The organism is Novosphingobium cyanobacteriorum (assembly GCF_029436685.1).
GTDB lineage: Bacteria > Pseudomonadota > Alphaproteobacteria > Sphingomonadales > Sphingomonadaceae > Novosphingobium > Novosphingobium cyanobacteriorum.
In genome coordinates, this window is record NZ_JAROCY010000013.1 from 78,779 (window position 1) to 98,681 (window position 19,903).

The window sequence follows — 19,903 nt, forward strand, 5'->3', positions numbered from 1 at the left end:
ACGGATGGACACGATGGGGCCACCGCCTCGCAGCACCCCCTGTCGCGAGCATTTATGCGCATGATGTGACAGAATCATTTCTGTTCTGCTTATCGTGTCGAAAGTACACGTAACCTAAATATATCGAAACAAAATTGTAATAGTAATATATCGGGTTTAATAACAGGAACTTCCTGCAATTGATGGAAGTGTACGTAAACCCGTCTCAAAAATTTCATAATGCAGGGCCAATGTCGCCGGGAATGAATCGGAAGCGGTTCTTCCTCAGGCGGGGCAATGATTAACAATACTTCGATCCTTTCACGGCGAATCGCGCCGTCGGCACTGGCGTGTGCCCTTGCCGCTGCCGCCCTTCCGGCGGCGGCGCAGGATGCGCCTGCGCCCGGTGCCAACCCCGCCATGACGATCGATTCGATCGAGGTCACCGGCGCCACCGTGCTTACCGCCAACGACATCGAGGCGATCGTCTATCCCTACGTGGGCGAGAACAAGTCGGCGGCAGACGTCGACGCCGCACGCAAGGCGCTGCAGGACGCCTATGCCGCGCGCGGATATGAAGCCGTGGTGGTGGACGTGCCGCCGCAGGACGAAGCCTACGCCCGCAACAACATCGTGCAGATCCGCGTGTCCGAAGCCCCCGTGGGCGAGGTCCGCGTCGCAGGGGCGAAGCACCACTCTGCCGATACCGTGCGCGAACAGCTGCCCGCGGTGCAGCCCGGCAAGCCACTGAACCTCAAGGACCTGCAGACCCAGCTGGCGCAGGCCAACCGCATCCCCGATCGCACCGTCCAGCCCTCGTTCCGTCCCAGCAAGACCGAAGGCGCGATCGACGTGGAGCTGAAGGTCAAGGACAGCCTGCCGCTCCATGGCAGCCTCGAACTTGGCAACGACAACAGCCCCAACACGCGCCCGCTGCGCCTCGCCGCCTCGCTGCGCTACACCAACCTGTGGGGCGCGGGGCACACCGTCTCGGGCTCGTACATCGTCACCCCGCAGGATCGCCGCCAGACCGAGGTTTTCTCCGGCTCCTACAATGCGCCCATCCTCGGTTCGCCATGGTCGCTGGTCGTGTTCGGCTACAAGTCCAACAGCAACATTGCCGCGCTCGGCGGTACGCAGGTGCTGGGCAACGGCTGGCAGGTCGGCGGCCGCGCGATCTATCGCATCGCCGGCGAACACGGCGACCAGTCCTTCTCGGTCGGCGTGGACTACAAGGACTTCAAGCAGGACATCCTGATCGCGGGCAAGGTCGCCAGCCAGGCCCCGATCCGCTACCTGCCGGCGGTCCTCGGCTATTCGTGGTCGAATTTCACCGATCGGACGCAGATCGACCTCAACGTCAACGCCACCCTCGGCCTTCGCGTGATGAAGCACCTGTCCTGCGCGGACCTCATCAGCAGCACTTGCACGCCCGAGGACCAGTTCGCGCTCAAGGACTTCAACGCGCGGGAAAACTTCGCGCACCTCAATGTCGACGCCACGGTCACCGAACTGATCGCCGACGACATCAGCCTGATCGCGCGCGTTGCCGGCCAGTATGCGGACAGCCACCTCGTTTCCAACGAACAGTTCGCCATCGGCGGCGAGTCCACGGTGCGCGGCTACTACCAGTCCGAGTCCGTGGGCGATCGCGGCTTTGCCGCCACGCTGCAGCTCGATGGCCCGTCGCTGGCAACCAGCCTGCCCGATTTCGTGGGCGAACTGCGCCCCTTCATCTTCGTGGACTCCGGCATCGTCGGGATCATCGATCCGCTGGCGGACCAGCAGTCCACTTTCCGGCTTGCCGGCGTTGGCGGTGGCCTGCGGTGGCGGCTGTTCAAGCGCCTTTCCGGCGGCGTCACCGTGGGCGTGCCGCTGATTTCCCGACCCGACACCCGCCGCGGGGATGCCCGCATCACGTTTACAGCCAAGGGCGAATTCTGATGTCGTACACGCTTTTCCGGCGCAGCCGCCGGGTTCTGAAGAGCCTTGCAGTGCTCGCGTGCCTGGTGGCCACCGGCATCGCCACGCCGGCTTCGGCGTGGTGGAACAAGGACTGGACCTATCGCAAGGCGGTGACGGTGGATACCACCACCACCGGTGCGAACGTCAGTGGCCCGATCGGTCGGTCGCTGGTCCTGGTGCGCCTGCACAACGGCAACTTCACCTTTACCGATTCACTGGAAAACGGCGCGGACCTGCGCTTCGTCGATGCCGACGACAAGACGCCGCTCGCCTATCATATCGAAAGCTTCGATCCGAAGGCGGGCGTGGCCACGGTGTGGGTTTCGGTGCCGGTGCTGAACGGCGGCGAAAAGAAGCAGATCTGGATCTACTTCGGCAATCAGAACTCGCCAGTGGGTGAAGATGCCAAGGGCAGCTTCGATCCCGATTACACTGCGGTGTACCATTTCAACGAAAAGCCGGGCGAGCCGAGCAAGGACAGCACGGCCAACGGCGCCAACGCCACCAATGCTCCGGCTGGTATCGAAGACAGCGCCATCGTCGGCCATGGCGCGCACTTCGTCGGCCAGGGCGGCGTGACCGTGGATGCCACGCCGGCGCTCGCAATGACTGCGGGCGCGCCTTTCACCTTCACCGCGTGGATCAAGCCGGAACAGCTTTCGGGTGATCAGCAGGTGTTCAGCCGCGGGTCGATGGTGATCGGCATTGCCAACGGCATGCCCTTCGTCGCCATCGGCTCTGCCCGCGCCGCCGCCACCGCGCCGGTCAAGCAGGGAGACTGGACCCACGTTGGCGTCGTCGCCGATGGCCAGACCATCAAGATCTACGTCAACGGCGTGGAAGCGGGCGCCGCCTCGGCCGCGCTGCCGGCTGTCGATGGCCCGATCGTGCTGGGTGGCAACTTCATCGGCGCGATCGATGAAGCGCGCCTGTCCAAGACCGCACGCCCCGCCACCATGATGATGGCCATGGCCAATTCCGAAGGCCCTTCGAACAAGATGGTGGTCGTGGCCGACAGCGCCGAAAAGGCCGGCGGCAGCGCCAACGTGATCGGCTTCATCGTCTCGAAGCTCGAACCGGTCGATGCCGTGATCATCGCGCTGTGCATGGTCCTGCTCAGCCTTGCCATCTGGCTGATGGTCGCCAAGGTGCGCTATCTGAACGCTGCGGAGAAGGGCAATCGCCAGTTCTTCAAGCGCTTTGCCGAAATGCACGAAAACCTCGTGCCCGTGGCCGATCTTGCTGGCGTCACCCCGGCCGAGGCTTCCTTCATCGCCAAGGCGTCGCCCATCGCGCGGCTTTACAACATCGGCATCGATGAACTCGACGTGCGCCGCAAGACGCTGGGCGCGCGCCCGCTCTCGGGCGAGGCCGTGGAAGCCATGCGTGCCGCGGTCGATGCGCAGTTCGTGGAAGAGAACCAGAAGCTCGACAAGATGATGGTGATCCTCACCATCGCGATCTCGGGCGGTCCGTTCATTGGCCTGCTCGGCACCGTGATCGGCGTGATGACCGTGTTCGGCGGCGTTGCCATGGCGGGCGACGTGAACGTGAACGCGATCGCACCGGGCATCGCGGCGGCGCTGCTTGCCACCATTGCCGGCCTTGCCTGCGCCATCCCGGCTCTGTTCGGGTACAACTACCTGAACGGGCGGATCAGCGCGCTGGCAGACCAGATGCGCGTGTTCATCGATCGCCTGATCACCCGCCTCGCCGAAATGCAGGCCGATGCCGCCGAGCTTCGGCAGGCTGCTGAATAATCGACTGGCTATAAGGAGCCCATGCCATGCAGGTAGGCGGCGGCCGCAAGGCCTATGACGATATCAACATCACCCCGATGCTCGACCTCGCATACGTGCTGCTGGTCATCTTCATCCTGATGGCCACCGCCTCGGTGCAGGGCATCAAGGTGGACTTGCCCAAGGCCAGCTCGGCCAAGAGCCTGGTCCAGCCCAAGACCATCGCCCTGACCGTCAACGATCAGGGCCAGGTATTCATGGACGCCTTCCCGGTCACCCTGCCGGACCTGGAAACGCGCCTGCGCAACGCCAAGGCCTCAAACCCTGACGTACCGATCGTGCTGAAGGGCGATACCACGACCCAGTATGGCAAAGTCATGGAAGTGCTGGACCTGTGCCGCCGGCTTGATCTCAGCAAGGTCGGCCTCGTCACCGGCAAGCCCGGCGCCTGACGCGGATTGCTGCGGTGGCCACTGTTCCTGCCTCTTCCGGTTCTCCGCCTTCGGGCGGTGACGGGTTCGATCCCGATGCAAAGCCGCCGCTGCTCAACCGGCTGCTGCCGATCGTCGCGATCGTCCTTGTCGCTGCGGCGGCGTGGTGGCTCTATGGCCAGATCACGGCCACCGGCACGGTGAAGGTGGATAATGAACCGCCCGCGATCAAGGCGGAGATGCTGCCGCCTCCGCCGCCGCCACCGCCTCCGCCACCACCGCCGGACCAGCCTCCGCCCGACAAGCTGCCCGATCCCAACCCGGCCCCCGCGCCGGAACCCGCCCCAGCGCCCGATCAGCCCGCGCCGATGAAGATCGACGGGCCGGCGCAGGCTGGCACCGACGCCTTCGGCATGAGCGCGGGCAAGGGTGGCGGCATGGGCGCCGTGGGCGGCAACGGCACCTGCACCGGCCTGAACTGTGGCGGCGGCGCGCCGATCGCGACGGGATTCTACACGCGTTACCTTTCGGGCGCGCTGCAGGATCGCATTCAGGACAACGACAAGATCAACCGCCAGATCTTCACTGCTGATTTCTCGGTGTGGATCAGCGCCTCGGGCCAGGTCACCCGCGCCGAACTGCTGCGCTCCAGCGGCAATGGAAAGCGGGACCAGATGCTGCTCGCCATTCTCCAGTCGGTGCGCGGGCTCGATGCCCCGCCCGCAGCCTTCCGCTTTCCCCAGAAGATCACCGTGAGGGGCAGCCGTGGTTTCTGACCGCGCCCGCCTGGCCGCCTGCGGCCCTACGACGAACCGGAGTTTCCCGATGCGCAGTTCGCTTTCCCGTTCCACCCTCCGCGCCGCCCTGATCGCGTCGGCGCTTTGCGGAACATGCCTCGGCGGCCCGGCCATGGCGCAGGATGCGGCTGCGGCGGCCGCAGCACCGGCTGCGCAGACGGCTGCGCCTTCGCCCGATGCGATGACCAACCTGATCCGCCTGCTGGTGGCCAAGGGCACGCTGACCCAGGCCGATGGCGATGCGCTGCTGGCGCAGGCCCAGTCTGAAGCCGCCGCCGCGCGTGCCGCAGTGCCGCCCCCGCCGCCGCCGGTTCCCGAAGGCGCGGTCCGCGTGGCGCGCGTGCCCGAAGCGGTGCGTCAGCAGATCCGTGACGAGATCCGCCAGGACGTGATGGCCCAGGCCGCCTCTGAAGGCTGGGTAACGAAGAACCAGGCCGCACCGGATTGGACGCGCAAGGTCCGCGTTTTCGGCGATGTTCGCGTGCGCACGCAGAGCGAGCTTTATGCGCGCACCAACTCCGACCAGATCATCGATATCGGCTCGCTGGTGGAACGCGGCCCGGTGGATCTCAGCCGCCTCGCCAACTACGATTTCCTCAACACCCGGCAGGACCGCATCAACCGCCTGCGCATGCGCGTGCGTCTGGGATTCGAAGCGGAAGTGTCAAAGGGCGTTGTCGCCGGGATCAAGCTGGGCACGGGTGACGACAACAGCCCGATTTCGGAAAACGTCAGCCTCGGCGGCGGCTTTGCCAAGCGCAACTTCTGGCTCGATGCCGCCTATATCAAGCTGCAGCCGAAATCGTGGGCCAACCTCACCTTCGGCCGCTTCGAAACGCCGTTCAACAACACCGAACTGCTTTACGACAATGACCTGCGCTTCGATGGCGTGGCGGCGAAGCTGACCTTGGGTGGCAAGGAATCGGCTTTCAGCCTCACCGGCGGGGCCTTCCCGATCGACTTCGGCAACCCGGCCTATCCCGGCAATTCCACCACCAAGCTCGACTATCCCAGCAAGTGGCTGTTCGCGGGCGAACTCGCGTGGAAGGGCGATGTGACCGACGGCCTCAAGCTGTGGGGCAGCGTCGGCTATCACAGCTTCCAGAACGTGCAGGGCAAGCTGTCCGATCCGTGCAACATGGACCTCGGCAACTTCTGCTCTACCGACGGTCTCGTGCCGCTCAGCCTGCGCAAGGGCAACACCGTGTTCACCATGCGCAACCACGTGGCGAACTCCACCGGCATCTTCCCGCAGGTCTTCGGCCTCAAATTCGGGTACGACATCCTCGACGTGAACCTGGGCGCGCGGATTGCCGTGGACGACCATGTGGGAGCCCGGCTTTCCGGCAACTACATCCGCAACCTCGGCTTCAAGCGAGGTGATATCTGCTCGGGCCTGTTCGACAGCGCCAGCGCCTTCCTCGTCGAACCCTATAACAACTATGGCACTGACGGGAACGCGGACCGCCATGTCTGCACCAAGACCAATCCCACCAGCTTCGTCGGCGGCAACACCGCATGGATGGCCAATGCCGGTCTGGGCTATGACCGCGTGGACAAGCGCGGATCGTGGCGGGTCTGGGCGGAATACCGCTATGTGCAGAGCGATGCGCTGCTCGACGCCTTTACCGACAGCGATTTCCACCTCGGTGGCACCAACGCCAAGGGTTACGTGCTGGGCGGCGAATATGGCGTGCGCGATGGCCTTTCGATCGGCGCGCGCTGGCTGAGCTCCAACGAAATCTCGGGCGAGGCCTTCGCCATCGACGTGCTCCAAGTGGACCTCCAGGCGCGATTCTGACCGTGGGTTGAGACGGGTTGAGACCGGGTTGAAACCGACTGAAGCCGACTGAACCGGCATTGAAGACGACAGAGACAGGGACAAGAGCCATGATTTCTCGCCAGGGAGCGATGCGCCGGAGGCTCCTCGCCAGCGCTAGTGCAACCGTGCTCGGCCTGTCCGTTTCGGTCGCTCCGGCGGATGCCCAGATGGCCCGCCTGCGCGGCGCGGTGGGGGCTGCGCCGGTCGTCACGGCTCCGCCCACGTCGACCGCCACCCCCCTGCGCGGGCAGCGGATGCAGGATGCCCTGGCGGCGCAGATTGCCAACCGTGCCACGATTGCGTCGATGCGCACGATCGTTACCGAAGCGCGCAATGCCGCGCTGGCGGCAGTGCGGACGAAGCCGAGCGACGGGCTTTCCGCCAATGGCCTGAACCCTGCGGTGACCGCACCGGTGCTGGCGGCAAACGATGCCACCGGCCTTGGCACCTGGCAGGGCGCGCTGATGCCGACGCAGGTGCAGTCGGGCGATTCCTATACCGTCACGATCAAGCAGACCGACAGCAGGGCCTTGCTTTCGTGGAACAATTTCGACGTGGGCCAGAACACCACGCTGAAGTTCGACCAGACGCTGAACGGCAAGGCGCAGGCTGACTGGGTGGTGCTGAACCGCGTGGTCGATCCCAATGCGCGGCCCACCACGATCCTCGGCAAGATCGAGGCGGCGGGCACGGTGCTGGTGCTCAACCGCAACGGCGTGATCTTTGGCAAGGGCGCGCAGGTCAGCACGCATTCGCTGCTGGCCAGCACGCTCGAGATTGGCAACTATGCCAAGGACGCCACCGGTGCGGCGGACCCGGGCAACAGCTTCACCGGGCTTACGCTGAAGGAGCGCAACGCCGCATACCTGGAAAACGGCCTGCTTGGCCCTTCGGCCACGCCGACCAAGTTCGTGCCGATGATCACCTCGGCGCTGGCCGGGCAGGGCACCTATTCGATCAACAACGCCCAGGCCGCGTTCTCCGACACACCCGAGGGCCAGGTGGTGGTGGACCGGGGGGCGACGATCACCGCCGGCAAGGGCGGGTTCGTGATCCTGACCGGGCCGAACGTGAGCAACGACGGCACGCTGACCGCGCCCGAAGGACAGGTGAGCCTGCAGGCGGGCCGCGCGATCAGCTATACCGTGTCAACCGGCGACGCCAATGGCGTGGACCCGGACATCCGCGGCCTGATCCTGCGTTCCACCACCGAAACCGGCGGCAATGCGGTCAATAGCGGGCTGATCGAGGTTCCGCGCGGCTACATCTCGCTGGGCGCGGACCTGACCGGCACGGTGATCAACAGCGGGCTGCTGGCATCGACCACCAGCGTATCGCGCAATGGCGCGATCTCGCTGACCGCGGGGCACGTGGTGATCAGCGCGGGTGCCGATCCGGCACATGCGGGTGGCATCGCCATCCTGGAGGACAAAAACGGCGAGACGGTGCCACAGGGGACGGCCGACAGCCCGCCCAACTTCAAGGCATCGCGCATCGAAATCGGCGGCATGTATGTTGCCGCCACCACGCTGGGCGCGCAGGTGGGCCTGCTCGGCCCGGCGCAGGTGGACTTTGGCGCGAACGCGATGCTGCTGGCTCCTGGAGCAACTGTCTCCATCGGTGGCCGTGCTTCGCAGACGTGGGACCCGCAAGACTACCTGGCGCAGACGCATGCCCCGCTGGAAGGCAGCATCAACGTGGCCGATGGCGCGGTGATCGACGTTTCCGGCATCAAGGACGTGGCGCTTTCGGCCGGGCGCAATACCGTGCAGATCTCGCCGCTGAAGGGCAACGAGCTGCGCGATACGCCCAACTATCGCGACGTGACGACCGACGGTTCGTTCACGCTGAACGGCAAGACCGTGTACATCGATCCGCGCAAGAGCGGCGTGCGCGCCGACGGCGTGAAGTGGATCGGTTCGCCGCTGATCGAGGCGGGCAGCGCGGCCAGCCAGATCGGCGTGACCGCCGCCGAGCTGATGACCAAGGGCGGCAACGTGACCTTCGCGGTGAAGATCGTGGAAGGCGCCGCTGATGCCGCCAGCGCGCCGAACGTGAATATCGCCAAGGGCGCGACGGTGGACTTTTCGGGCGGCTGGGTCCGCTATGACGCTGGATGGGTGCGCGAATCCCGCCTGATCCGCGCCGATGGCACGCTGGTGCCGATCTCGCAGGCAGATCCGAACGGCGACTATATCGGCCTGGCCGACACCTATGACGAAACGCAATCGCGCTTTGGCGTGAGCGAGACCTATTCCAGCAAGGCGCTGAACGGCGCGCAGTACGAAGCAGCCTATGACGAGGGCCGCGATGCGGGCGCGATGGTGGTGCGGGCCTCGACCGGAACGGTTGACGCAACGCTGCATGGCGATGCCTTTGCCGGCAAGAACCAGATCGCCGCCGGCACGCCGGGCACCGCCGGATCGGCCATCGCGCGCGATCCGCGCAAGCTGCAGTCGAGTGGCCAGCAGATGCCCTCGGGCGGCTTCCTGCGCATCGGTTCGTTCAGCGGCAGCAGCGGCGTGGGGCTGGGTGGAGACATCTTCGTCCATGCCGATGGCGCGGCCGACCTGCCGGTGGGGCAGGGGGCATTCCTGCTTTCAGACAGGCAGCTGAGCGCTGCCGGGCTTTCCGCGCTGACGTTGCAGAGCAGCGGCAGGGTGACATTCGGCACGGGCAGCAAGCTGACGCTGGCCGATGGCGGCGCGCTGACCGTGGATGCGGGCCGCACCATCACCTTTGGCGGGGACGTGACCGCGCATGGCGGCAGCATCGCCGCGCGCACCTATGAATTGAACGGCATCGTGCTGCGATCCTCCATCGCGACGACCGGATCGGCCTTCACCACGGCCGACGACGTGAAGCACGTCTATGCCGAGGGCGAGGCGCTGCCCAACCTGTTCGACGTGGTGGTTGACGGGACGCTGGACGTTTCTGGCAAGTGGAGCAACGACCTGCTGGCGGCAGGCGGCTTCACCACCGGCAAGGCCTTCACCAACGGTGGCTCGATCAGCCTCGCGGTGGCGCCCAAGGTGCTGGTGGGCCTGGGCGAAAGCATCGATACTGCGACGGACGCGGCAGACCTGACCGGGGATCTGCTGATCCGTCCCGGCGCGTTGCTCAACGTATCCTCGGGCGGCTATGTCGACGCCACGGGCGCGCTGCAGCTGACGGCGCGGGGCGGCAACGTGACCCTGCTGAACGAGACGGTCTACGCCTCGCTATCACGCACCGATCCGCTGCTCGACAATACATCGACCACCGACCTGCCGATCGGAGGCGAGAACCAGTCGGTCACTTTCACACCTTACTTCCTTGAAGACGCAAGCAAGGGTGTGCGTTCGGCGCTGGTGCCTTCGGTACAGCGCTCGGTGATCCAGTTCGACGCATCGAACTTCAAGGGCTTCAGCTTTGGCGGGGGTGGCGCGTTCACGCTGGTGGCGCCCGAAATTTCCCTTGGCGGAACGAAGGTGGACGGCAAGGCGTGGCTGGCGCTGGACTTCCTGCAGCAGACCGGGTTCGGCGCACTGAACCTGACAGCGTGGAAGAGCCGCACGTTCAAGGACCTGTTCGACAACGGCATCGCCGGCAATTCCGCCTTCCTCGACACCACGCAGTTCGTGATCCGCGACGGCGAGACGCTGAACCTGTCGCAGGCCCTGCTGCCGAGCGTGCTGGATCCGGCGGCTGCGTCAAAGCTGATCGGCCTGCAGACTGGTGGCGACGTGACCACGCTGGTCAGCGCGTCGATCCCGGTGGATGCCTGGGACCGGCGGGCGGCGACGCTTTCGATCGGCGGCCTTTCCGAACTGGTGGTCGAACAGGGCGGTTCGATCACTGGCGCGGCGGGCGCGGGCATCACCGCATCGAAGCTGTTCAACCAGGGCACCATCCGCATCATGGGCGGATCAATCCTGCAGCGCAGCGCGCTGCCCGAAGTGTTGCTGAGCCGAGCGATCGGGGTGCGTGATGAAAGCCTGGGCGGCACCGGGCTGGATTCCGTGCTGGGCGGGCATGCCGTGGTGGATGGCCACGTGCAGTATGCCGAAGACGCAACCTCGCTGGTCGATCCCACGCTGACCAACGGTCAGTTGTTCTCGATCTCGGGCAAGGACCGGACGGTGTTCTTCCTTGGCGCGCTGGATGCCGGGACGGGCATCCGGCTGGCGGAGGGCAGCGTGACCGACCTTTCGGGCGGGCTGGTGGTGAACCCGCGCGCGCCGGTGCTGGCCGATGGCCGGCGCATGGTGGCGGGAACGCTCTATGCCGGTGGCAGCCTGCGCACCAGCGCGGCCTTCTTCGATCCTTCGTCGCTGCTGCTTTCCAGCCCCGCCTATGGCGCCGGGCGAGCGCAGGTGATCAAGGGCGGCACGACGATCGATTATGCACGGGCGCAGGTGGGCATGGCGCTGCAGGCCGATGCCGGATCGACCATCGATATCTCCGGCGCTGCGGCCAGCCTGGATGTGCAGACCGGCATCGACAGCTTTGCGCTGACCCCGCAATGGTCCAATGGCGGCACGATCTCTGCGCTGTCGGGCGGCTCGCTGGCGGGCGCAACGATCCGCGCGGCGGGCGGTGCGGCGCAGGCCGAAGGCGGCGTGCTGGAATGGCTGGCGCCGACCTTGACCCAGTCCTACGCCGGGCTTGTATCGACCAGCAACGTGCTGTCGGCCGACCAGATCGAGGATTCCGGCTTTTCCACGCTGTCTGTCCGCAAGAGCCTGGGCCTTTCGGGCGACGTATCGCTTAAGCTGTCAAAGGCGCTTATCCTGTCTTCGGCGGATTCAGCCAGCTCCAGCCCGCAGGAGCGCGATTTCCAGGTGGGGGTGACGCTGCTGAGCAGTGGCGCGGCGCGGATCGAAGCGCCCTATATCCGCCTGTCCAGCCGCGCCCAGACCGCGCCGAGCAGCCTGACCAGTGCAGCAACCGAAGGATCGATCACCTTTGCCGCCAACACCATCGACCTTGTTGGCGGCATCGGCTTTGCCGTGCCCGGCGCGGGCAAGGGATCGGTGAACTTCGATGCCGCAGGCGACATTCGCCTGACCGGGGTGGCACCGGCGGTGGTGGACGTGACGCGGCAGGTGGGCCTGACCGGGGGGGTGATCGCCACTGGCGACCTCTCGTTCAAGGCGAACCAGGTCTATGCCACGACCGGCACCGGCAACCTGCAGCAATTGATCGAGGACCGCCGCAACGGCACCACCAACTCGGCGGCGCTGCCTTTCCTCGTCGCCTCGGTGGCGGAAGGCGGCACGGTCTCGTTCGCGTCGAACGGTGGCGTGGTTCCGGATTCGCCGCTTTCGGCGGGAAGCTGGCTGCGGGTACTGGGCGCGCACATCCGGCAGGACGGGGTGCTGCGCGCACCGCTCGGCCTGCTCGAGATCGGCTCATCCTCCCGCCAGCGCATCCCGGGCTCGCTGACCTTCGCGCCTGCCACGCAGGACGTGACATTCGGCGCGGGCAGCGTGACTTCGGTGAGTGGCAAGGGGCTGAACGTGCCCTATGGCCAGACGACCGACTTGACCGAGTACTACTTCACGCCGAACACCAACGGCGCGCTGACCACAGCGCCCAGCGGGCAGCTGGTGCTGAGCGGGGGGACGATCGATGTCGCCACCGGGGCGACCATCGACGGGCAGGGCGGCGGTGACGTCTTCGCCTATGAATTCGTTTCCGGCACGGGCGGTTCGCGTGACGTGCTGTCCCGCTTCAACAGCGACAGCTTCAGCGCCAACAACGGCCTGCAATATGCCGACGGGCGGCAGGTCTATGCGATCCTGCCAGTGGCAAAGGCGGGCGAAATCGCGGCCGATGACCCGCTCTATTCGGCGGACTATGGCGTTGGTGGCGGGGACCTTTATGGCCTGTCTGCCGGGCGCACGGTGTGGCTGGATGCCGCGCCGGGGATCGCGGCGGGCGAATACCTGCTGCTGCCGGCGCATTATGCGCTGGTGCCGGGGACGCTGCGGCTGGTGGAGAACACCGCGGCGGTCGCGCCCTATGCCGGGGCGGCGGCGAAGCTGCGCGATGGCAGCGTGGTTGTGGGCGGCAGCTTCGGCACGGCGGGCACCGATTTCCGCGAATCCGAGCGCAGGTCGTTCACCGTGCAGGACGCCGACAGCTTCCTGAAATACGCGCGGATCAGGCTGACTTCGGCCACCGACAACTTCGACAAGCTGGCCGACAAGAAGGACCTGGCCAAGCCGCGCGCTCCGCGCGATGCGGCGCGCTTCGTGATCAATCCCGGCACGGCGTTCACCGCCGATGGCGCGTTCCTTGCAGGCGCTGCTGCGGGCGGGCGCGGGGCGCAGTTCGACATTGCCGCATCGGCGATAGAGATCCGCGCGGCGGCAGGTGGTGCGGAAACACCGGGCGTCCTGTCGCTGACCACCGGCACGCTGGCCAACCTGCATGCCGAAAGCCTGTTGATCGGCGGCGTGCGACAGGACAGTGCCGACGGCACGACGCGGCTGGACGTGGTGGCGCGCGACCTGAGCGTGGCGCGCGACGTTTCGTTGGCGCTGCCTGAGCTTATCCTGGCGGTGGGCGGGCAGGATTCCTCGCTGAAGGTTGCAGCCGGCGCTTCACTGGTGGCGACGGGGACGCTGTCGGGCAGTGACGATGGCGCCTATGTCGTCGGCTATGCCGAAGGGCCGCGGCTGCGGCAGGATGCGGACAACACCGGCGTCGGCGCGCTGCTGCGCGTGTCCAGCGGGGCGGACCGGCAGGTGGAGCGGACGATCGATCCATCGCTCGGTTTCTCGGACGGCGCCCAGACCGCGCTGCGCTTCGGTGCCGGGGCAAAGGTGGCTGGCAACGCGTTGATGCTGAATTCCACCGGGGTGGTCGGCTTTGGCGAAGGGGTTTCGATCAGCGGCAAGGCGATCGATTACAGCAGCGCCAAGATCTCGTTCGCCGACAATGGGATGGATCCGGCCATTGCCAGCCAGTTGGCGGCGGCGGACAAGCTGAGCCTGCATTCGCGCCGGGTGATCACGCTGGGCGATGCCCTGCCGGCAAAATTCAACGCGCTGACGATTGATGCACCGGGCCTTGCGGCGGGGGCGGGGGACGCCACGATCTCGGCCAAGACGCTCACGCTCGGCAATTCGGGCGACGAACGTGCCACTTGTTCGGCAAGCGGGCAGGCGGGCTGCGGCAGCGGCGCCAGCCTGACTCTGCAGGCGGACCAGATCACGCTCGGCTCGGGCATGGTCCGCACCTTCGGCTTCGAAGGCGGGGTGACGCTGCAAGCGGCAAAGGGCCTGCTGGTGGAAGGCACCGGTACGCTGGCGATCGACGATGCGGGCGATCCGCAGCGGGTGAGCCTGACCATCCGCACGCCTTTCATCGCCGACCACGCCAGCGGCAAGCAGGCGGACCTTGCCAATGGCGGTGCGGACTATGCCTTCCTCACGACCGGCAAGGTGACCGTGGACGGCACCGGGCTGACCGGCGATCTGGCGGGTGTGAAGCAGGCGCCGGGTTCGATCGTCTCGTTCGGGGCGCTGGATGCCGAAGTCGCCAGCCTGACGGTCAACAACGCCACGATCCGCGCCACGGCAGGCCTCGTCAACGGCTGGGCACGGCGCGATATCGCGGTGACGGGCAGCAGCGCGATCCTGGCGCCCGGGTACCAGACGCGGATCGGCACGGCGGCAGATGGCCTGCTGGCCACGGCGGGCGGCGGCACGATCAACCTGCGCTCGCTCGATGGATCGATCACGCTGGCGTCCACCGCCGCGCTGACCGTGGACAACGGACTGGGCGATGCCGGCAAGCTGATCCTGGCCTCCTCACACGGGGACATCCGCCTGGGCGCGGCGCTGAATGGCGGGATCGCGGCGACGGCGAAGCGCAAGGCCTCGATCACGCTGGACGCGGATCGCATCCTGACCGGAAATGGCGAGGCGTTCGGGCTGGCCGGTTTCGTCAGCGACTATGGCAACCACTTCCGCGGCGACATGGCCATCCATACGGGTGAAGGCGATCTCACGCTCAACGCCGGGCAAAGTCTTGTCGCGTCCAGCGTCAGGCTGGTGACGGACAGCGGGCGGATCACTATCGCAGGCACAATTGACACTTCGGGTGATGATGTCTCGGCCCTGAAGATGAGCGATCCGGCCTATGCCGCCGCGCGCGTGAACGGCGGCGACATTGCGCTCTATGGCGCGGACGGCGTCAGTCTGGCGGCTACGGCGCGGCTCGATACCGGGACCAGCGGCTACAGCGCGCTTGACAGCAGGCAGGCCAGCGCGGGCGATGTGACCATCGGCATTTCCGCGCAGGGTGCGGGGATCTCGATTGTCCAGGGTGCGGTCATCGACGTTTCGGCCGCGCGCACGCAGGACCGGTTGGTCGCGGTTACGGTGAAGGACCCGACGACGCTGAACCAGTCCACCGCATACCGCCTCGCGGCCGGTGACCTTGGTGGCAGCGTGGTGTTCCGCGCGCCGCTGGTGAACGGCGCGGTGGATATCGACCCCAAGGGCACGATCAAGGGCGCCGCGTCGCTGCAGATCGAGGCGTTCAAGCGCTTCGACCTCGATGCGATCGCCGATGCCGGAAAGTTCTCGGGCGTTACGCGCAGCCGTGGTGCGATCCATCTGGATGCCGGCGCAACCGGGCTGCCCAACTTCCTGGCAGACACCGGCAGCAAGGGCGCGATGGCCGAATTCATCCGCAACTTCTCGGTGCGGCTGAAGCATGGCGGCGATCTGACCGGCTATCGCCTGCGGCCGGAGGCGGAGCTGGTTTCCGCCAGCAACGTGGTGATCGACAGCAATATCAACCTGGGCGCCGGGCAGATCACCGACTACGCCGGCGCCCTGCAGGATGGCCTGATCAAGGTCTCGCCGCTTGGCCCCGATGCCACCGGCAACCCGCGTTATGAAGTGGTGGCGGGCAAGGAAGGCGAGCTTTTCGCCAAATACGTGGACATGACGTTCCGCGTCGGCGGCGCGGTGACGGGCGAGGCCGGCGTGCTGACGGTGCGCACGGCCAAGGACCTGCAGGTATCGGGCAGCATCAGCGACGGATATTTCGCGTTCCACGACCGGACCGATCCGGCCTACATCAATTACCAGCTGGGCGGCGGCGACCGTACCTATCACCCCGGGGTGGTGGTCGACTGCGCATCGGGCAGCATCTGCGACTTTGGCCTGCCCTCCTACAGCGAGCTGATCGCGCTGGGGCGCAGGCCCTCGGACGACGATATCGTCAAGATCGACCTGACCTCCGGGCTTCAGGGCGGGCAGGCGACGCCGATCTTCGTCCATTCGCCCTACAGCGCATCAGCCAACAGCGCCGCCGCCAATGGCACGGGCAATAGCATCGGCATCGGCGAACTGTTCCCGCTGGTGGATGGCAAGGCGGTCAACTCCTCGGACATCCGGCTGACGGCGGGAGCCGATCTTGCTTCGGCCGATCCGCTGGCCTTCGATCGCTCTTCGAAGGGATCGGTCACGGTTTCGGGCGAGAAGTCCTATCGCGTCGTGGCGCGTGATGGCGGGGCTTCGATTGGCGATACGCTGCAGCTTGGGTTCGACGATGGCTCGGGCACCTATCTGTTCGACAATGCCTCAAGCTTCCTGAACGGCCGCTTTGCCGACTACGTGGATGCGCAGACGGCGGGCGATTACTACACCCGGCTTGACTGGGGCAGCGATAGCGACCTGTCGGACGCGGCCAAGGCCGCAGCGGCCACGTTCTTCACCGGGCACCGGTTCATTCGCGAAGGTGGCGAAGTCGTAGGCGTCTATGCCTCGCTGGCAGAAGTGGCGCAGTTCCTGTCGGGCGACTTCGGCAAGAACTACGGCAACCTCAACCCGGATCTGAGCGCCGAGGCAAGCTCGGCCGTGACCTTCGACCAGTCGGTTGCGACCTATCGCCCGGTGATCCGCACGGGCAATGGCAACATCTCCATCGCGGCGGCGGGCGACATCGATCTCGTCGGCAGCAGCAAGGTGGTTTACCGCGACGCGTCGGGCTCGTCCCGCGATGCGGGGGGGGCGCCATACGAGGCGGAGTTCAGCTCTGCACAAGTTGGTGGCGCTGCCATCTACACTGCGGGCACGCGCCTGCCGACCATCGGCCTTTCGGGCCGGATCGTGGCCGATCCCGCCAGCCCCGAGAAACTGGATTACATTCCCTCGCCGCAGGGCCTGCTCGATTTCGCGCCCGTCCTGGCGGGCAACGGTGGCGACGTTTCGCTCGAGGCCGGACGCGACGTGATCGGACGGCGCGATATCTGGAGCGAGGCGTTCCTGGGCGAAGGGACCGAGATCGATACCGAGATGCCGGGCTATGAAGCCGGCACCTCTACCTTCGATCCTGCGCATATCGGCGGGTCGAGCCAGCGCTGGCGCGTCGGCGCGGTAGGCCTCGACACGCGGATCGGTGTTGTTTCGCAGCTGTTCGGTTCGGGTGTGGGGGCGCTGGCCGGTGGCGACGTGATGGTGCGGGCCGCGCGCGACGTGGCGGACCTGACGATCGCGCTGGACAATTCGATCGTGACCGACCGGACCGCAGCCGGAGCGAGGACACTGGCAAGCACCGGATCGGGCAACCTGACGCTGCAGGCCGGCCGCGACATGCTGGGTGGCCAGGTTGACATTGCTTCGGGTGTCGGGCGGCTGGATATCGGCCGCGCCGTGGGCTCGGCCGGGGAGACGCTGACGGGCGGGTCGTACGACGACCAGATCCCGAATGCCGACATCCGCAACCTGCTGCGCATCCGGGTCGCGGATTCGAACGTTTCGCTTGCCGCGCGTGGTTCCGTGGTGATCGGCGGCATCGGGGCGCTGGGCGCTGAGCAGGCCGGTGCAGGGCTCAACAGCCAGCTGAACAGCGCCGGCTTCTTCAGCCCGGTGGCCGGCGTTTCCGCATCGACGGTGGGCAAGCTTTCGCTGGTGCAGAACCGCAAGGAAATGCGCGTGGCGTTCATGGATGTCGATACCTCGATCTCCAGCGCCTCGTTCCTGCGCGGCTATGTCCTGCCGCCGTCGCTGGCACTGTCCTCGCTTTCGTCTGACCTCGCCTTTGGCAACGGGATCGCTTCGCTCCAGTATCCCAGCCGCTATGGCCAGCTTTCGCTGGTCGCAGGTGGGAACATGGGATCATTCGCCCTTTCGATGAGCGACGCCAATCCTTCGGACCTGCCGGGCGCCTTCACGGTGGCGAGCTTCGACGGTTTTGCCGGCAACGCCTTCCGCCTCGGCGGGCTGGGCTTCACGTTCGGTTCCGTGGTCGGGCCAACCGATGACGTGACGCTGCGCCTCTACCATGATCGCAACGTGACCCATGCAGACGATACCACTCCGGCGCAGATCTATGCCGGTGGTTCGATCAGCAGCGTGCAACTGGCGCTGCCCAAGGCGGCGCGGGTGAACGCCGGGCGAGACATCGTCGACTTCTATTTCGAAGGGCAGAACGTCCGCAGTTCCGATGTGACCAGCATCGTCGCCGGTCGCGACATCACCGCCACATCGAACCTGCCGCCGCTTGGCTCTTCGGCCAGCGGGCGTCCCTTTGTAAACGTCACGAACATCGTATTGGGCGGGCCGGGTTCGCTTCTGGTGCAGGCTGGGCGTGACCTGGGTCCGTTCCTGAACTCGGTGACCGTGGGTGGCGTCAGCTATGGCGGCGGTATCCGCACCATTGGCAACGAGGCCAACCCCTGGCTCGGCGGACAGGGCGCAGACATCTATGCGCTGTTCGGTGTGGCCAACGGTGCAGACTACGATGCGCTGTCGTCGACATACCTGGACCCGGCCAACCTGGCCAAGCTGGATGGCGACCTGTTCGTGCAGGTGAGCGACAGCGCCGGCAACAAGAGCCCGGACCGGGCCAAGCCGATCTACGCCGCCAAGCTGGCACTGTGGTTGAAGGACAACGCGCCCGACCTGTTCGCAAGCGCCCTGCCGGGCGCGACGGGCAAGAGCGACAGTGCGATCGCGAACCTGGCCTATGGCAGCTATGACAAGCTCTATGCCGCCTTTACCACAGGTCTTTCGCAGGAGCGGCAGCGGCAGTTCCTGATCAAGGAAGTGTACTTTGGCGAACTGACCGCGCCGGCCGATCCCAACGGGCCTTCCTACCAGCAATACGTACGCGGCTATCGCGCGATCCAGACGCTGTTCCCGGCAAGTGCCGGCTATACCGACAACCTGGCGACGTTCGAAACCGACCCCTCAACGGTCAGCGAAGCTCATCCACTGGGCGAAGCGACCAAGAAACTGGTGGATGGCCAGCCGGCGGTGGCGACGCGGGTGATTACCGGCAATGTCGACCTTCGGCTTGCCACGATCCAGACCTCGCGCGGGGGCACGATCGACATTCTCGGGCCGGGGGGCGATTTCATTGCCGGTTCCGTTGTGCGCACGTCGCAGCAGGCTGCATCGAAGTCCACGCCGTTGGGCTCGACCGGGCTGTTCAACATCCGCAACGGTGCGGCGCTCAGCGTATCGCCGGTGCGGATCTCGTCGATCCCGATTGGCTATGAAGGCGTGCTTTCGCTGCGCGGTGGCGAAATCCAGAGCTTCACCGACGGTGACTTCCGCCTGAACCAGAGCCGACTGTTCACTCTGAGCGGGGGTGATGTCACCATGTGGTCATCCAACGGCGATCTCAACGCGGGGCAGGGGCCGAAGACGGCCTCGAACTTCCCGCCGGTGGTGCTGCGCTTTGATCCCAACGCCTTTGCCGAGGTGGACAGCGCGGGCAGCGTTTCCGGCGCGGGCATCGCGGCGTTCCGGCCATCGCTCGATGTCGAACCTTCGAGCGTGATCCTGCTTGCCCCGGTGGGCACGGTGGATGCGGGCGATGCCGGCGTGCGCGCATCGGGCGACGTTTTCGTGGCCGCGGCGCGGGTGGCGAACGCCGATAACTTCAAGGTTGGCGGCACTTCGGTGGGCGTGCCGACGACGGCTGTGGTTGCGGCGCCGGCAGTGCCGGCCAGCGCCACGGCAGCCGTTGCCGCCACCGCCGCGCAGGCAGGCGCGCAGCAGAAGAACGACGCCGGCGATCGCCAGTCGATCATCCGTGTCGACGTGCTCGGCTATGTCGGCCCGGACAGCGACACCTGCCCCAGTGGCAAGCGGGATGCCGACGGCAGGTGCGCGAACTGATCAGCATGAGAGAGTGCAGGACATGACCGTTTCAACC

General features: G+C 66.2%; 6 protein-coding genes. All 6 read left to right on the forward strand.

The annotated features are described in order from the left end of the window. The first annotated feature begins 276 nt into the window (after positions 1 to 276). The 6 genes from POM99_RS14295 (at position 277) to POM99_RS14320 (ending at position 19,866) form a co-directional block, all read left to right on the forward strand. Positions 277 to 1,923, forward strand: coding sequence for a ShlB/FhaC/HecB family hemolysin secretion/activation protein (locus POM99_RS14295; RefSeq protein WP_277278989.1), 1,647 nt, complete (start codon positions 277 to 279; stop codon positions 1,921 to 1,923). Further along, positions 1,923 to 3,704: a DUF2341 domain-containing protein gene (locus tag POM99_RS14300; protein ID WP_277278991.1), complete on the forward strand. Its 1,782-nt coding sequence runs from the start codon at positions 1,923 to 1,925 to the stop codon at positions 3,702 to 3,704. The genes POM99_RS14295 and POM99_RS14300 overlap by 1 nt, the downstream gene beginning before the upstream one ends. 26 nt (positions 3,705 to 3,730) lie before the next feature. Next, a complete protein-coding gene (locus POM99_RS14305) occupies positions 3,731 to 4,135 on the forward strand; it encodes an ExbD/TolR family protein (protein WP_225206570.1) in 405 nt (134 codons plus the stop codon). A 14-nt stretch (positions 4,136 to 4,149) separates the two neighbouring features. Continuing rightward, positions 4,150 to 4,890: an energy transducer TonB family protein gene (locus tag POM99_RS22405; protein ID WP_277278993.1), complete on the forward strand. Its 741-nt coding sequence runs from the start codon at positions 4,150 to 4,152 to the stop codon at positions 4,888 to 4,890. Positions 4,891 to 4,939: 49 nt separating this feature from the next. Next, positions 4,940 to 6,712 carry a putative porin gene (locus POM99_RS14315; RefSeq protein ID WP_277278995.1) on the forward strand — a complete coding sequence of 591 codons (1,773 nt, stop codon included), beginning with the start codon at positions 4,940 to 4,942 and terminating at the stop codon, positions 6,710 to 6,712. Between the two features lie 89 nt (positions 6,713 to 6,801). Further along, positions 6,802 to 19,866 carry a filamentous hemagglutinin family protein gene (locus tag POM99_RS14320; protein WP_277278997.1) on the forward strand — a complete coding sequence of 4,355 codons (13,065 nt, stop codon included), beginning with the start codon at positions 6,802 to 6,804 and terminating at the stop codon, positions 19,864 to 19,866. The last annotated feature ends 37 nt before the right edge of the window (positions 19,867 to 19,903 follow it).

What these genes read in the sequence shown, in the direction of transcription:
- POM99_RS14300 (WP_277278991.1), top strand. Translation starts at nt 1,923, where the DNA reads ATGTCGTACACGCTTTTCCGGCGCAGCCGCCGGGTTCTGAAGAGCCTT.
- POM99_RS14320 (WP_277278997.1), top strand. Translation starts at nt 6,802, where the DNA reads ATGATTTCTCGCCAGGGAGCGATGCGCCGGAGGCTCCTCGCCAGCGCT.
- POM99_RS14305 (WP_225206570.1), top strand. Translation starts at nt 3,731, where the DNA reads ATGCAGGTAGGCGGCGGCCGCAAGGCCTATGACGATATCAACATCACC.
- POM99_RS14315 (WP_277278995.1), top strand. Translation starts at nt 4,940, where the DNA reads ATGCGCAGTTCGCTTTCCCGTTCCACCCTCCGCGCCGCCCTGATCGCG.
- POM99_RS14295 (WP_277278989.1), top strand. Translation starts at nt 277, where the DNA reads ATGATTAACAATACTTCGATCCTTTCACGGCGAATCGCGCCGTCGGCA.